This window comes from Faecalibacterium sp. BIOML-A1 (genome assembly GCF_009679715.1).
Classification (GTDB): Bacteria; Bacillota; Clostridia; order Oscillospirales; family Ruminococcaceae; genus Faecalibacterium; species Faecalibacterium taiwanense.
Genome location: NZ_WKZJ01000005.1, coordinates 87,308 through 101,036 on the forward strand (window position 1 = coordinate 87,308; position 13,729 = coordinate 101,036).

Consider the following 13,729-nt stretch of genomic DNA (forward strand, 5'->3'; position numbering starts at 1 on the left):
CCAAGGGGGAAGTGTCCTCATTTGTAAGAATACACTCTGTGATTTTTAATATAAAGGTATAATATCCGTAAAGAGGAGACCTTCCGTCATGAACAACCCACTCGTCAGCATTATCGTGCCTGTGTACAACGTGCAGAATAGTGTTGCCCGCTGTCTGGAGAGCATTTGTGCCCAGACATGGAAGGATATCGAGGTCATTCTGGTCAACGACGGGTCCCGGGACGAAAGCTTTTCCATCTGTGAGCAATTCCGTGAAAAGGACCCCCGCATCGTTCTGGTGGACAAATCCAATTCCGGTGTGTCGGAGACCCGCAACTGCGGCATGTCCCTTGCAAGGGGCAAGTATGTGCAGTTTGTGGACAGCGACGATTATCTCGACCCTGATTTTACTGAGCGGCTGGTGACTGCCGCCGAAGCGAACAACGCTGATCTGGTCATTGCACCTTACTGGATGGTGATTCCCGCCAACTCTTCCAAGGCCACGCAGGCACTGGAAAACCTGCAGGAGAACCTTGGCATCGATACCGAGAAAAAGCCTGATGATATCCGTGAATACGGCTTCCTGCCCGAGGGCATCTACGACCGCGATACCTTTGCCCTGCGCCTGATGGAGAAGCCCGCATCCTTCTTCTACAGCGTGCTGTGGAACAAGCTCTACCGCCGGGATATTCTGGCAGACCATCATCTTCAGTTCACCAGCGAGGTGCGCTGGGCCGAAGACCTGGTTTTCAACCTGGAATACATTTTGTACGCCAATGTTTTCGTATCCATTTCCAAAGCGGGCTACCACTATGTGCAGAACCCCCAGAGCATCTGCCACACCCAGATCAATCTGGCTTCCATCGTGCAGAACAAACTGCAGGTGTTCCGCTATTACAAGGAGCTGTACACAAAGCTGGGCCTGTACGATCAGGTGCAGCCGCAGCTGTATAAATTCCTGACCGCGTTCTCCGAGAACGCCTATCCCTCCGGTTCTCCCCAGAAGATCATCATGGACATGGCCAACCACTGGGGCTTTGGTGTTCTGGATGCTTCCGACAAGGAAAAGAAACACAAAACCGAACCCGATGCCTGATCTCCGGGCACAAAAAAGAGCCGTGAAAGCGGCTCTTTTTTGTTTGCCATTTTACCGGTCGATCCAGCTGCGGAAGGCTTCGCGCACTGCACCCTCCCGTCCGCGCGGGATGGGGATGCGCGCACCGCTGCACATCTGCAGCTCGCCCGCCGTCAGCAGCTGTGCCGCCGCCAGATTGACCACATAGGAGCGGTGCGGCTGCAAAAAACGCCCGTCTTCCAGCAGCGGCTTTGCTACCTCGGCAAAGGACACCCGCAGCGAAAGGGACACCACATCCTCGCCGCTGAGCAGATGGAAGTGCACCACATGGTGGGTGCACTCCAGATATTCGATCTGCGCATAGGCCAGCGCCCGCAGGCCTTCGGCGGTGACAACGGTCATTGCCGGGCCGTACTCCGGCTCGGTGGCGCGGGCAAGCAGGGCCGAAAGCTCCTGCTGGTGCACCGGCAGAAGCAGATACTGCATGGCATCCACCCGGAAAGCACTGTAGGCGTGGGCCGGTGTGCGGGCCGCAAAGGCCAGCGGAGCCCTGCGGCCCCGGCGGCGCAGCTCCGCAGCCGCCGAAAGCCCTGCCGGGGCCGCTACAGCGCCCAGCTCGATGAGATACAGGTCAAACCGTTCTCCCTCGGTGTCCCGGCGCAGCAGCGCATCTGCATCCGGCAGCTGCTGCACGATGCACGCATCCTGCCGCCGGGCAAAATATTCCATGCACTGGCGTTCCAGCCCACTGCGCAAGGCCGCGTCCGGGCTGCATACCGCAATGTGAAATACCATCTCACATTCTCCTTTCCGCCAGCCGCCCGCCTTGATTTTTGCGCAGGGCTGGAGTATGATAAATAAAACTTTGCTGCATCGAAAAAAGAAAAAACGGAGGGACCCGCCATGCCGCAGCCGCTTGTCAGCGTTATTGTGCCCGCCTATAACGCGGCGGGCTTCATCTCCCGCTGTGTGGAGAGCATCACATCCCAGAGCTACCCGGAGCTTGAGATCCTTCTGCTGAACGACGGCTCCACCGACGACACCCTTGCTGTCTGCCGGAAGCTTGCTGCCGCCGACAGCCGCATCCGTGTGGTGGACAAGCCCAACACCGGCGCAGCAGACACCCGCAGCTGCGGCCTTGCCCTTGCCCACGGCGAATACATCCAGTTTGCGGACAGCGACGATCACCTGCTGCCGGGCTGCACCGCAAACCTGGTGGCTGCTATGCAGCGCAGCCATGCCGACCTTGTGCTGGCTCCCTACCGGATGATGGTGCCCCGCAAGGATGGCGGCTATGACACCCGGGAGTACAGCCTGCTGCCCGCCGGGGTGTACAACAAGGTGGATTACCTGTGGCAGCTCACCGGCAATGCCGCTGCCTTTTACTACGGCGTGCTCTGGAACAAGCTCTACCGCCGGGATCTCATCCAGATGGCGCACATCCGGTTCGAGCATGTGGTATACGCCGAGGACCAGCTGTTCAACACCCGGTATCTGCAGGTGGCACAGCGGTTTGCCGCCATCGACGAAGCCGCCTACTGCTACATCCAGAACCCGCAGAGCGTATGCCATACGCAGGTGAGCGCGGCGGACATGCTGCGCCACCGCAGCCGGATGTACCACACCTACAAGGAACTGTGCATCCAGCTGGGCGTGTACGATAAATTCCGCCTGCGGCTGCACGGCATCTATCTGAGCCTGTTTGAAAGCCCTCTGCCCAACGGCCCGGTGCAGAAGCTTTCCGACGCATTTGCCCGCACCCACAGCCGCATCTGAGAAAAGGAGAACCTATGGAATTTCCCCTTGTAAGCATCATCGTGCCCATGTACAACACTGCCGGGTGCATTGCCCGCTGTGTCAAAAGCATCTGCACCCAGACTTATAAAAGCATTGAGATCCTGCTGCTGAACGATGGCTCCACCGACGACACCCTTGCCGTCTGCCGCGCCCTTGCCGCCAACGACCACCGCATTGCACTGGTGGATAAAACCAACACCGGCGCAGCGGATACCCGCAATCAGGGCATTGCGCTGGCCCACGGCAAATACATCCAGTTTGTGGACAGCGACGACTGGCTGGCCCCCGATTTTACGGAAAAGCTGGTCTCCGCCGCCGAGGCCCACACCGCCGATCTTGTGATCGCGCCCTTCTGGATGGTGTACCCGGAAAACTATGTGGAGCACATCCGCCCATGGGAAAAGGCGCTGCAGCATGTGCTCCAGCGCAATCCGCCCCGCACCCAGGCCTATGGCTATCTGCCTGCCGGGGTGTACACCGGACAGGAGTACGCAAAGCATCTGATCCAGAAGCCGAACACCTTCTACTATGGCAGCCCCTGCAACAAGCTCTACTGCCGTGACCTCCTGCGGAAGTACAGCCTCCATTTCCGCAAAGAATTGTTTGCGGAGGATCAGCTGTTCAACACCGAATATCTGCGCTATGTGCGCACCGCCGTTTCCATCCCGGACATCGGCTATTACTACCTGCAGAACGGCCAGAGCGTCTCCCACTCCAGAGTGACCACCGCCGACATCCTTTCGCTGCGGCGGCGGGTGATGCTCCTGTACCGGGACATCTACACCGAACTTGGCATCTACCCGGAAACGCGGGCGGCCATCCTGCGTTCGCCCTTTGGCGAAAACGAGTTCACTCTTCCGCCGCTGGACACCCCACAAACGCACTGCTGCAAGCTGTGACCCTATAAAAAGCACCCGGCTGCCGCCGAGAGCCGCTCTGGCTCCTGCACGGCTCCGGGTGTTTTTTGCGCTTTCTCAGCAGCCGATGGCGGCACACTTCTCCGCCAGCCAGCTGCGCTCTTCGTCGTTCAGGTGCGGTGCCAGCTTTGCAAACACCTGACGGTGGTAATCGTTCAGCCATGCGATCTCGTCCTTATCCAGCACACCGGGCAGGATGGGAGAGGTGGCAATGGGCACGAACATCAGCGGTTCAAAACCAAGGAAGGTACCGTACTGGTTATCGGCCTTGTGCACGCACACCAGCTCGTTCTCGATGCGGATGCCCACGAGGTCGGTCTCGTAAACGCCCGGCTCGTCGGTGACCACCATGCCGGGGCGCATCCGGGTGGTGTTGCGGCTGTTCAGGGCATGGGGGCCCTCGTGCACATTGCCCACAAAGCTGACGCTATGACCGGTGCCGCAGCGGTAGTTGATGAGGTGCCGCCACAGCGGTTCCCGGGCAATGGTGTCGATCATCTTACACTCGCAGTAATCCAGCCAGACGGCTCTGGCAAGGTCGATGTGGCTCTGCAGAGTCCATGTGTAGAAGCGCTTTTCGTCCTCGGTCAGCGGGCCAAGCGGGTAGGTGCGGGTGATGTCGGTGGTGCCGTCCATGTAGGTGGCACCGCTGTCCACCAGCAGAAAGCCCTTCTTTTCCAGCACAGCGTGATTTTCCGGGGTGGCGTGGTAGTGCATCATGGCTGCGTTGCCGCCGTAGGCCGCAATGGTGCCAAAGCTTTCCACAAGGAATTTATCGTCCGCACTGCGGTACTTGTGCAGAATTTCATCCACCGTCAGCTCGGTCAGGGTCTCACCGGCAGCAAGGCGGCTTTCCAGCTCGATCTGGAACCGCACCATGGCCACAGCGTCCCGGATATGGGCCTGCTTTGTGTGGGCAAGCTCCGTTTCGTTCTTCACGCCCTTCATCATCAGCAGCGGGTCGGTGCCGTCCTTCACGGTGAGGGCAGGGTTCTGCTCCAGCACCTGATACACGGCGTAGTTCACCGTGGCGCACTCGGCCAGCACGGTCTGGGGTTCCGTCTCAGCAGCGAGGAACTTCAGCACATCGTCGTACTCCGCCAGCGTGATGCCGTTGGCTTCCAGCTCTGCCTTTGCCTCCGGGGTGACGCGGGCCGTGTTGATGAAGAGTACCGCGCGGCTGGGGGTCACATAGCAGTAGGCCATGGCATAGGGAGTGCACTCAATGTCCATGGCGCGCAGGTTCAAAAGCCATGCCAGATTATCCAGCTTGCCCACAAACTGAGCGGTGCAGCCCAGCTCCTTGAGCTTGCTGCGCAGCTGATCCAGCTTTTCCGCCGGGGAGAAGCCCGCATATTCCTTCGGCAGGATCCACGCTGGGGTATCCGGCAGGGCAGGGCGGCCCTCTGTCCACAGCTCGTCCTCAAGGTTCAGGGTCTTGATGGAAGCGCCCTTCTTTTCCAGTGCCTTTTTCAGGCCGTTCACGAGGGCCGTGCTGGCGGTCAGGCCGCACAGGCCCAGTGCTTCGCCCTCATTCAGGGCATTTGCGCAGTATTCCTCCACGGTGGGCACGCCGGGTTCCCCCATGCGCTGCAGCTTGATCTCGGTACCCGCAATTTCCTTCTCGGCCTGCACAAAATAACGGCCGTCGGCCCACAGGGCGCTCTCGGTGCGGGTGACCACGAAGTTGGAGTTCTCGCCGTGGAACCCGGAGAACCAAGTCAGGCTGGTGTAATGGCAGGGCAGGTATTCGCTGGCGTGGGGATCACCCACAGGGATCAGATAAACGGCCACGCCGTTTGCAGCCATGGCGGCACGCAGAGCGGCAAGGCGCTCGGGTACGGTATTCATGCTCATATGATTTGCTTCCTTTTCTCTCACCGGAAAGCCCGGCAGCGGTGCATTTCTGTTTGGCCTTATTGTATCATTCCGGGAAAAAGATTGCAATGCAGGGGCAGGACGGTTTGGAATGACCTCCGCTGCCGGAGAGCATCCTCGCTGGCTGGACCCTCTCAGTCAAAGCCTTGCGGCTTTGCCAGCTCCCCCGAAAGGGGGAGCTTTATTCGTGCCGACCTTCAGAAAACAAGCTCCCCCCTCGGGGGAGCTGGCGAACGCAGTGAGCCTGAGAGGGTTGGCGTCCTCTCAGCAAAACCGTCAGGTTTTGACTGAGGGAGTTCGTTCTCCCTCAAAATGCCGCCAATTTGCAAAAAAAGTTACAATTTTTTCTTGAAAAAGGCCGTTTTCCCATTGACAGCCTTGTTATAATAGGAGTGTAAGATTTTTGAGCCAGCACTCTGCGGCTCTGTGTGCTATTCAAAGAAAGAGGCAATTGAATCATGACCAAAATCGATATTTTCTCCGGCTTCCTTGGTGCCGGTAAAACTACCCTGATCAAAAAGCTCATCAAAGAGGCCTTTGCCGGCCAGCAGGTGGTGCTGATCGAGAACGAGTTCGGCGAGATCGGCATTGACGGCGGCTTTCTGAAGGAAAGCGGCATCCAGATCAACGAGCTGAACGCCGGCTGCATCTGCTGCTCTCTGGTGGGCGACTTCCGCACCGCCCTGCAGCAGGTGGTGGAGCAGTACCACCCCGACCGCATCGTCATCGAGCCCTCCGGCGTGGGCAAGCTCTCCGATGTGACCCGCGCTGTGGAAGGCGTGGCCGAGCATCTGGATGTGCAGCTGAACAGCTTTGTCACCGTGGCCGATGTGAACAAGGTGAAGATGTATATGAAGAACTTCGGCGAGTTCTACGACGACCAGATCAGCCACGCAAGCTGCATCCTGCTCAGCCGCACCCAGACCGCCAGCGAAGAGAAGATCGCCGCTGCGGTCGCCATGCTGCGCGAGAAGAACCCCACCGCTACCATCGTGACCACCGCATGGGACGAGCTGACCGGTGAGCAGATCCTGAAGGCCATGTCCACCAAGGACGACTTCAAGGCAGAGCTGATCGCCATGGCTACAAAGGCCAATGAGGAGCACGCCCACGAGGACGAGGAAGAAGAGCATCACCACCATCATCACCACGATGACGAAAACGGTGTGTGCAGCTGCGGCCATCATCACGACCACGATGATGATGACGACGAGGATGAGCACGAGCATCACCACGATCACGATGAGGATGATGACCACGATGAGCACGAGCACCATCATCACGATCATGACGACCACGACCATTGCTGCTGCGGCCACCATCACGACCACGATGATGACGATGATGACGACGAGCACGAGCATCATCACGACCATGACGGCCACTGCTGCTGCGGCCATCACCACCATCATCATGACCACGATGCCGACGAGGTATTCACCAGCTGGGGCGTCGAGACGGCCCGCAAATTCACCAAGGCAGAAGTGGAGCACGCCCTCACCGAGCTGGATACCGGCAATTACGGCATGATCCTGCGCAGCAAGGGCATCGTGAACGGCGGCGCAGACGGCTGGCTGGAGTTCGACTATGTGCCCGGCGAATGGGAAGTGCGTGCCCGCGGTGCAGATGTGGGCGGCAAGCTGGTCGTGATCGGCTCCAAGCTGAACGAAAAGGCCATTGCAGAGCTGTTCGGCTGCTGAGCTTAAAGTAAAAAGGAGAAACCATTCCTATGGCAAAAGAAATTCCGGTCTACCTGTTTGTGGGCTTTCTGGAAAGCGGCAAGACCAAATTCATTCAGGAGACCTTTGAAGACCCCAACTTCGACTCCGGCGACAAGACCCTGCTGCTGATCTGCGAGGAGGGCGAAGAAGAGTATAATCCCAAAAAGTTCGCCTTTCCCGGTGTGACCGTCAAGGTGCTGGAGGACAAGGCCGAGCTGAACCCGCAGAATCTGCTCAAGCTGGAAAAGGAATCCGGTGCAGGCCGTGTGGTCATTGAGTACAACGGCATGTGGCTGCTGCAGGATCTGGCCGAGGCTCTGCCCGAGAGCTGGATCGTGTACCAGTGCATCGCCACCGCCGACGGCACCACCGCCCTGACCTACGCCCGCGACAACTCCATGCGCAGCCTGCTGCTGGACAAGATCGCCCGCAGTGAGCTGATCGTGTTCAACCGCGCTGAGGCCGTGAACAACGATGCCGCCCGTCAGGAGCTGCACAAGCTGGTGCGTCAGGCTTCCCGCAAGTGCGATATCGCCTACGAGTTTGCCGACGGCAGCGTGGCCTACGACGATATCCCTGATCCGCTGCCCTTTGACATCAACGCGGACATCATCGACGTTCCGGATGACGATTTCGGCATCTGGTACATGGACTGTCAGGACGAGCCCCAGAAGTATACCGGCAAAACGGTCAAATTCCTTGCACAGGTGTGTCAGACCAACCGTGCCGGCAAGAACAGCTTCGTGCCGGGCCGTTTCGCCATGACCTGCTGCGTGCAGGACATCCAGTTCGTTGGCTTCCCCTGCAGCTACGATGGCTACAAGGCGCTGGAGCAGCGCGCATGGGTGCGGGTGACCGCAAAGGTAGGCTACAAGTTCCATAACATCTACCGCGGCAAAGGCCCGGTGCTCACCGCCATTTCGGTGGAGCCTGCCGAAAAGCCGCTGAACGATGTGGTAACATTCTCTTGATCTGATCTTTCAAGGAGGTCCCGGCATGAAAACACTGTTTCGTATCCTTGGCACGGCCGCTGCTGTGGCCGTTACCGGTGCTGCCATTGTGGCACTGGACAAGATCCTGAATCAGAAAGACCCGCTCCATGTGGAGGAAGTAGAGTTCCCGGAGGATGCCGAGCAGAACGCTGAGGAAGCCGCCAAGACTGCCGAAGCCTACGCCGAAGCGGAAACCAAAGCCTCCGATGCTGCCAACGAAAAGGCTGCAGAAGAAGCTGCGCCGGAAGCTCCTGCCGAAGAAGCGGCAGCTGCTGCCCAGCCCGCCGAAGAAGCCTCTGCCCCGGCGGCACCCGCGGAGGGCGGTGAGAAGCCGGTGTTCGACCCGGAAGCTCCCAACCAGAACCCTGTGGAAGCAGGCCCCGCTGTTGCCCCCAAAGACGAGAGCGGAAAATTCGACCCCACCAAGATCGCCGAAGCCAGCGACTTTGGCGACTGGGAAGAACAGGGCTGCAAAGGATAACCTATGACCCAAAAAGGGGCTGTTGCAAATAGCTTCCTGAAAAAAACAATGCGCAAAACCCGGAACTTTTTCAGGGCCAAAACGGCTCAAAAAGGGTTCCGGGTTTCTGATTTTGCGCTATTTCTTTATGCAAATTGCTATCGCATTTTTATTTTGCAACAGCCCCTTTTTTTGTCAGCGCTCGTAGTGGGTCCACAAACTTAAAATTTTCACCGTCTGCTCCTCTTCGTATACCTGGTACACCAGCCGATGCTGCACATTGATGCGGCGGCTGTATGCACCGTTCAAATCACCCACTAATTTTTCATATGGCGGTGGATTCTGGAACGGATTCTCCCGCAGCAGATCGATTAGCATTTTTGCTTTTTCGGTCAGATGAGCAGCTTTCAGCTTCGGAACATCTTTTGAGGCCATTTTGGCATAAACGATTTTATACATCACCACTCCACCGCATCTTCAGCTACGCACTCTTCCAACGGTTCTTTCATCGCGTCCATGAGTTTTTCCCGCATTCCGGGTACCGATACCAGATAAAGTGTTTCCATGATGCCGCTGTAGTCTTCTTCGCTCAGCAGAACCGCATTGCCTTCTTTTGTGCTGATGTTCAACGGTTCATTGTATTTGATCGTCTGCTCCACATAGTTGAATGCATTCTTGCGGAAGTTTGTGATATTGGTGGTCGTCATAGTACCGCCCCCTTTATGTACAGTATACTGTACGCTTTTATTTTTGTCAATATCTCACACAGCTGCGTTTATTCTCCTCTTGCCAGCTGCTGCAGCTTTTTCCTGTCCAGCACCTGCACGCCGCCCCGGAACAGCCGCACCCAGCCCTCCTGCGCAAAGTATTTCAGCATCCGGCTCACCACCTCGCGGGCAGACCCCATGTATTTTGCCATCTGGTCGTGGGTCATGCGTACCTCATCACCGCCGGTCTTGGCCAGCTCATCGGTAAGAAAAATGGCAAGCCTGCGGTCTGCGCTCATGAACAGCACCTGCTGCATGGTCCACATGCTGTCGGAAAAGCGCTCCGCCGTCATTTGGTAGGCGTAGCAGCGCACATGCACGTTCTGCTGCATCAGCCTGCGGAAAACGCCCGCGCTGATGCAGTAGGCCTCGGTGTCCTCTTCGGCATCAATATACAGGTCGATGTTCACCGAGTCCATCACGCAGGAGGCCGACAGGATGCACACCTCCCCGCCGAACAGGCGGTAGAGCGTCACGTCCCGCCCGTCCTCCGAGAGCAGGTAGGCCCGCAGCTGGCCCGAGCGCAGCAGCAGGATGCCCACACAGCTTTCCAGCGGGCTGTGCACCCTTGCCCCCTTTGCGTAGTGCACCGGCCGGGTGTAGCGGCAGAGCATGTCCTGTTCGTCAGGTGTCAGGTCGTTCCAGAAGGGAAAACCTTTGGCCAGACAATCGCGGTGTTCCTTTGTTGTTTCCGACATTGCTTTTCATCCTTTCCGCAGGGCCTTGGCGGCTTCAGTGCCCGCCTGCGCGCCCTCATACACGGCCTTTGCCATCTGCAGAAGGCCGCCGGTGCAGTCGCCCGCCGCATACAGGCCGGGCACGGTGGTCTGCATTTTTTCGTCCACCACGATGCGGTTCCCGTCCACCTCTGCGCCGATCTTCCTAGCCAGTGCGGTGCTGCCCGCCACGCCCAGTGCCACAAATACACCGCTGACAGGCAGCTGCACACCGCCGGACAGCTGCACGCCGGTGACAACGGTTTCGCCCAGAACAGCCTCCACGGCCTGCGGATGGACTGTGACCTCCGGCGGGAAGTCCGCCGTCAGCGGTGCGCCGTTGGTCAGCAGGGCAACGCTTTTTGCCACCGGCAGCAGAGCCTGCACCTCGTGCAGGGCGTACTCGCCGCTGCCCAGCACCGCTACGTCCTTTCCACGGTAGAAAAAGGCGTCGCAGGCGGCACAATAGCTCACGCCGTGCCCCTCCAGCCCGGCAAGGCCCGGGATGCGCGGCACCGCCCGGGATGCACCCGTGGCAAGGATCACAGCGTCCGCCGGGTAATTTTTATCCACTGTTTCTACGGTGAGTTTATCCGTATAGGTCAGGCCCACGGCTTCGGCTGTGACGAATCTCACACCAAGGCGCTTTGCATTCTCGATGCTGCGGCGTTCCAGTTCCGCACCAGAGACCGGCTCGGCAAAGCCGTAATAGTTTTCAATTTTTTCGGCGCGGTCCAGCGCACCGGGGCCTTTGGTGAGCACCGTGGTATCCACACCGGCGCGGACAGCGTACAGAGCGGCGGATACGCCCGCCGGGCCGGAACCTATAATGATGATGCTGGGCATGGGAAAACCCTCCTTCGGATGCATTTTTCTACAGTATACACCTTTTTTTGAAAAATTTCCGTGACCGGGTCGCAAAGCATCGGTTTTTCGGACGGTCCTGCTCCGGTTCGCTGTCAGCGGATCGTCCCATGCACAAACGCGCTGTCGTACAGGAATCTTCCTGCTCGGCAGCGCGCTTTTTTCTTTCTTCAGAACACCAGCTGCACCAGCAGCACATAGCACAGCGTACCGCCCGCGACACTGAGCAGGGTCTCATGCTTCCACTTGTGCAGGCCCACCGTCACCAGCAGGGCGATGGCCTCCGGAATGCCGCGGCTGCCCGCAAAGGGGGTGACGCTTTTCAGGCAGTAGACGATCAGCATACCAAAGATGGCGGCAGGCAGCACCCGGCCCAGATACCGCACCACCTCCGGCGGCTGCTGATCCTTGGAAGAGAACACCACAAAGGGCAGAAAGCGGGTGAGCATGGTGGCGGCGGTGCACACTGCAATGGTCAGGCCCATCTGGACTGCGGTCATGCGCCCACCTCCTCGCCGCTTTTTTCTGCTTCAGTGCCTTCGGCCTTTTCGATCGGTTTACGCAGGGCCAGCAGCAGGATCAGGATGCATCCCATGGAGGGCAGCAAAAAGCTGCCGGATCCAAAAAACACCAGACACGCCAATGGGGCGGCAAGGCCGATCAGGGCGCTGTAGTGCTGCCGGTCCTTTTCCCACTGGTTGAGAAAGATCACCGTGAACATGGCGGTCATCACAAAGTCCACACCCTCGGTGCTGAAGGGCAGCACCGAGCCCACCACCGCGCCAAGACCGGCACTGGCCACCCAGTAGCACTGATCCAGCAGGGTGATGAAGAACATGAACCAGCCCCTGTCCACCCCTTCCGGCGGCTCGGCCGAACAGGTGATGGAAAAGGTCTCATCGCTCATGGCAAAGATCATATAAAAGCTGCGCAGGCCGTAGCCCTTGTAGCGCTCCAGCATGGCAAGGCCGTAGAACAAATGCCGCGCCTGGATCATCAGCGCCATCAAAAAGGCCGAAAGGGGTGAGAACGCGCTCAGCAGCAGGCTTGCCAGCACAAATTCCAGCGAACCGCCGTAGACCACCGTGCCCATGAGCATGGGCATCCACACCGGCAGGCCCAGCGACTGCACATAAATGCCATAGCCCATCCCCAGCACAAAATAGCCCGCCAGCACCGGGATGGTCTGCGGTGCGGCGGCGCGCAATGCCCGCCATACGGTGCTCTGCCGCCTTGTCAATTGTTGTTCGGTTACGTGTTCCATTGGCCTTTCCCTCAAAATACGATGCCGGTTTCCTCTTTGGCCTCATTGCCGCCGATAAACCCATTCTCTCGATATGAATATGTCTGTATTATAACAGGTCTCACGACTTTTGCAAAGGTGTATCCCCACTGCTTTTGGCAGAACGACAGATTTTTTCTTTAAATTTTATGCAATTTTTAACGGATACAAAGTGACTCGCGGTCAGTGCTTTATTATTTTAATGCAGTAAAGGTTCTTTGCAGGATCCTGTTCCTGAAATATCCCTAAAATGCCGGTTGCGCTTTAGCCATACTCATTTGACAGATGCCGTCTTTTCCGGTATCCTGTCCGTATCGCAAGGACGGCGGGCTGAAAGCACCCGCCTTTTTTCGTTCATTCTGTATTTAGTGGGAGGACATTTTATGGCAACCATGAAGGACATCATCCAGAGCCCGCTGCTGCTGGCGCTGGTCGGCTCCATGGCGCTGGGCCTGTTCGCCAGCTCTGCCAGTGGCAGCAAGGTGGTCAAGGGCGGCATCAAGGGCGTGCTGCCGGTTCTGGTCATCATGACGGTGCTCTCCCTCGCCGCACGCCTTGCAGGCTACGGCTCCGTGCTGGGCGGCCTTGTGGGCATCTTCATCATCGTGATGCTGCCCATCGGCATCCTTACCTCCTATGTGCTGTGGAAGAAGGGCAAGATCCAGGTAGTAGATAAAGAGCAGAAGTAAGGGGAAACAAAAGAACTCCCGGACGGATGTCCGGGAGTTCTTTTGTTGCTTATTCTGCCTTTTCGTCCTTCTTGAGCATATCCAACTCGGGCATCAGCTCGGTGCTCACAATGGTAAGCATCTCCTCCAGCTTTGCACAGTCCTCGGGGGAGAAGCGCTCTCTTGCGCGCTCCACCACAGTGTGCAGGTAGGAATAGCTGATGTTGTAGTAATCGATATACTTCTGGGTGGGGCGCAGGTGATACTCGCGCCGGTCGGTGGTGGACTGGATCTTTTCCACATAGCCCTTCTTCACCAGACTGCCGATCTTATACGCCGCGTTGGGGGTGGAGATCTGCATCATGCGGGAAAACTCCGCAATGGTGGGTTCGCCCATGGCCATGATGCCCTCCATGCAGAAGGACTCCACCGTGGTCAGCGTGGCTTCCCGGGTGGCAAAACGCTGAAAAACGTTCTGGTAGAAATGCAGCTTGAATTTGGTGTATACGTCCTGAAATGCCTGTTCCAGCATAGGTCGTGTGCCTCCGATAGTTCATTTTATTTAAAAATACCACGTTTTGGCCGCGGCGCAAAGCGAAACAGCTGAATTTTT

16 protein-coding genes are annotated in these 13,729 nt (G+C 57.9%); 7 read left to right on the plus strand and 9 right to left on the minus strand.

All coding sequences use genetic code 11. The features are described 5' to 3' along the window. The first annotated feature begins 88 nt into the window (after positions 1-88). On the plus strand, positions 89-1,075 hold the full coding sequence (locus GKG36_RS07845; RefSeq protein WP_154260086.1) for a glycosyltransferase: 987 nt from the start codon (positions 89-91) through the stop codon (positions 1,073-1,075). A gap of 51 nt (positions 1,076-1,126) precedes the next feature. Here GKG36_RS07845 and GKG36_RS07850 read toward each other — a convergent pair whose 3' ends face one another. Then, on the minus strand, positions 1,127-1,849 hold the full coding sequence (locus GKG36_RS07850; RefSeq protein ID WP_154255750.1) for a LytTR family transcriptional regulator DNA-binding domain-containing protein: 723 nt from the start codon (positions 1,847-1,849) through the stop codon (positions 1,127-1,129). Positions 1,850-1,957: 108 nt separating this feature from the next. Here GKG36_RS07850 and GKG36_RS07855 point away from each other — a divergent pair, with 108 nt between their 5' ends. Both GKG36_RS07855 and GKG36_RS07860 read left to right on the plus strand, forming a co-directional pair. Continuing rightward, entirely contained in the window at positions 1,958-2,830 is an 873-nt protein-coding gene (locus GKG36_RS07855; RefSeq protein ID WP_097774548.1) for a glycosyltransferase, read from the plus strand. 14 nt (positions 2,831-2,844) lie between these two features. Then, on the plus strand, positions 2,845-3,750 hold the full coding sequence (locus GKG36_RS07860) for a glycosyltransferase family 2 protein (protein ID WP_097781132.1): 906 nt from the start codon (positions 2,845-2,847) through the stop codon (positions 3,748-3,750). A gap of 75 nt (positions 3,751-3,825) precedes the next feature. On the opposite strand, the gene GKG36_RS07865 is transcribed toward GKG36_RS07860, so the two are convergent. Next, positions 3,826-5,625 (minus strand): aminopeptidase P family protein, encoded by a 1,800-nt coding sequence (locus GKG36_RS07865; RefSeq protein WP_154260087.1) that lies wholly within the window; start codon positions 5,623-5,625, stop codon positions 3,826-3,828. Positions 5,626-6,104: 479 nt separating this feature from the next. Between GKG36_RS07865 and GKG36_RS07870 the strand changes: the two genes are divergently transcribed. Genes GKG36_RS07870 through GKG36_RS07880 form a run of 3 tightly spaced genes read left to right on the plus strand, consistent with a single transcriptional unit; the run spans position 6,105 to position 8,840 of the window. Beyond that, positions 6,105-7,346, plus strand: coding sequence for a CobW family GTP-binding protein (locus GKG36_RS07870; RefSeq protein WP_154260089.1), 1,242 nt, complete (start codon positions 6,105-6,107; stop codon positions 7,344-7,346). 29 nt (positions 7,347-7,375) lie between these two features. After that, positions 7,376-8,338 (plus strand): outer membrane insertion C- signal, encoded by a 963-nt coding sequence (locus GKG36_RS07875; protein WP_154260090.1) that lies wholly within the window; start codon positions 7,376-7,378, stop codon positions 8,336-8,338. 25 nt (positions 8,339-8,363) lie between these two features. After that, positions 8,364-8,840: a hypothetical protein gene (locus GKG36_RS07880; RefSeq protein WP_154260092.1), complete on the plus strand. Its 477-nt coding sequence runs from the start codon at positions 8,364-8,366 to the stop codon at positions 8,838-8,840. A gap of 174 nt (positions 8,841-9,014) precedes the next feature. On the opposite strand, the gene GKG36_RS07885 is transcribed toward GKG36_RS07880, so the two are convergent. The 6 genes from GKG36_RS07885 to GKG36_RS07910 form a co-directional block, all read right to left on the minus strand. After that, positions 9,015-9,278 carry a Txe/YoeB family addiction module toxin gene (locus GKG36_RS07885; protein ID WP_154260093.1) on the minus strand — a complete coding sequence of 88 codons (264 nt, stop codon included), beginning with the start codon at positions 9,276-9,278 and terminating at the stop codon, positions 9,015-9,017. After that, positions 9,278-9,526 carry a type II toxin-antitoxin system Phd/YefM family antitoxin gene (locus GKG36_RS07890; RefSeq protein WP_154260095.1) on the minus strand — a complete coding sequence of 83 codons (249 nt, stop codon included), beginning with the start codon at positions 9,524-9,526 and terminating at the stop codon, positions 9,278-9,280. The genes GKG36_RS07885 and GKG36_RS07890 overlap by 1 nt, the downstream gene beginning before the upstream one ends. Positions 9,527-9,594: 68 nt before the next feature. Next, positions 9,595-10,284 carry a Crp/Fnr family transcriptional regulator gene (locus GKG36_RS07895; RefSeq protein WP_005943776.1) on the minus strand — a complete coding sequence of 230 codons (690 nt, stop codon included), beginning with the start codon at positions 10,282-10,284 and terminating at the stop codon, positions 9,595-9,597. A gap of 6 nt (positions 10,285-10,290) precedes the next feature. Further along, the gene (locus tag GKG36_RS07900) at positions 10,291-11,148 is read right to left on the minus strand and encodes an NAD(P)/FAD-dependent oxidoreductase (RefSeq protein WP_154260097.1); all 858 of its coding nucleotides are present in this window, start codon (positions 11,146-11,148) and stop codon (positions 10,291-10,293) included. Positions 11,149-11,336: 188 nt separating this feature from the next. After that, the gene (locus GKG36_RS07905; protein ID WP_005943786.1) at positions 11,337-11,666 is read right to left on the minus strand and encodes a branched-chain amino acid transporter permease; all 330 of its coding nucleotides are present in this window, start codon (positions 11,664-11,666) and stop codon (positions 11,337-11,339) included. Then, positions 11,663-12,430 (minus strand): AzlC family ABC transporter permease, encoded by a 768-nt coding sequence (locus tag GKG36_RS07910; protein WP_005943789.1) that lies wholly within the window; start codon positions 12,428-12,430, stop codon positions 11,663-11,665. The genes GKG36_RS07905 and GKG36_RS07910 overlap by 4 nt, the downstream gene beginning before the upstream one ends. Before the next feature lie 401 nt (positions 12,431-12,831). Between GKG36_RS07910 and GKG36_RS07915 the strand changes: the two genes are divergently transcribed. Then, complete coding sequence (locus tag GKG36_RS07915; RefSeq protein ID WP_243139024.1) at positions 12,832-13,137, plus strand: hypothetical protein; 306 nt, start codon at positions 12,832-12,834, stop codon at positions 13,135-13,137. A gap of 49 nt (positions 13,138-13,186) precedes the next feature. Here GKG36_RS07915 and GKG36_RS07920 read toward each other — a convergent pair whose 3' ends face one another. Continuing rightward, positions 13,187-13,648, minus strand: coding sequence for a MarR family transcriptional regulator (locus GKG36_RS07920; RefSeq protein ID WP_097781123.1), 462 nt, complete (start codon positions 13,646-13,648; stop codon positions 13,187-13,189). Positions 13,649-13,729: the final 81 nt, after the last annotated feature.